Here is a 1,012-nt window from a genome sequence, read left to right as displayed (position 1 = left end):
TAAGAATTTGTACGCAAAATGAGTTCGCGCTTGGGGGCTGTCCCGGCGCATAGGAAAGCGCAAGCGGACGCCAGGCTCACCATCTCGGGCCGATGTCTCGCACCAGCATCCCAAGCACCGCTGATCTGTCTCCGCCTTCTGCCCGGCGTGTTCCCCAGTCTCGCCGTGGCGACGGCTGGGACGCCCTAGCCGACCTCGAGGTGTTCGTCTTCGTGGTCGAGGCCGAGCTGGAGGCCATGGACCGCGAGCGGACCGGTGTGCACCGCCGTGGGCGCAAGCCGGACCTCACGCTACGGCGGCGGCTGATCGGGCTCATCTGGATGCTGACCTTCGGCGGCATGCAGTGGCGCATTGCCGGCTGGCTCTCGGGGGTTCCCTTCACCACGCTGCACAGCAACTTTGCCCGCTGGGCGCGCCTTGGGCTGTGGCGCCGGCTGGGCCAGCGTCTCGCGCTGGACTGGCGCCTGGCCTGTGGCGACGAAGTTCTGCCCTCGGCGGTGGTGGCCGACAGCCGCTCTCTACGGTCAGCCCCGACTGCCTGGATGCGCGGCATCGACGGCGGCAAGCTGGTCAAGGGCATCAAGGTCTTTGCGATCTGCGATAAGCATGGCTCGCTGCTTGATCTCGAACTGCAGCCGGCCAACACGGACGACCGCGCGGGCGTTCTGCCCATGCTGCCGCGACTTGCCGCACTCGGCTTCCAGGGCGATCTGCTTGGTGACAGCGGCTTCAAAGGCGCACCCTTCGCCGAGAAAGCACTCGAGCATGACATCCACGTCTCGGTATCGCCCGGCGGCACGCGGGAGGGGCGCTTCCTGCCGAGCGGCATCAGGTGGGTCGTGGAGCGGCTGTTCGCCTGGATGAGCCGCTATCGCCGGCTCAACATCGTGTACGACCGCGCACCTGATCTCTTTGCCGGGCACATCTGGATTGCGATGATCTCCATCATCTCACGACGGCTCGTTGCCCAAACCCAGCCGCAGTAAGGGATTTATTCGCGTACAAATTCTAA

Annotated in this window: 1 protein-coding gene; it reads left to right on the top strand. The window is 65.3% G+C overall.

What is annotated here, in order from left to right; all coding sequences use genetic code 11:
- The first annotated feature begins 200 nt into the window (after positions 1 to 200).
- Entirely contained in the window at positions 201 to 986 is a 786-nt protein-coding gene (locus D9599_RS30695; RefSeq protein WP_198385127.1) for an IS5 family transposase, read from the top strand.
- Positions 987 to 1,012: the final 26 nt, after the last annotated feature.

The organism is Roseomonas sp. KE2513, assembly GCF_016107305.1.
In the GTDB taxonomy this organism is placed as follows: domain Bacteria; phylum Pseudomonadota; class Alphaproteobacteria; order Acetobacterales; family Acetobacteraceae; genus Roseomonas.
The sequence above is the reverse complement of the archived record's forward strand: the minus strand, read 5'-3'. Positions and strand labels throughout refer to the sequence as shown.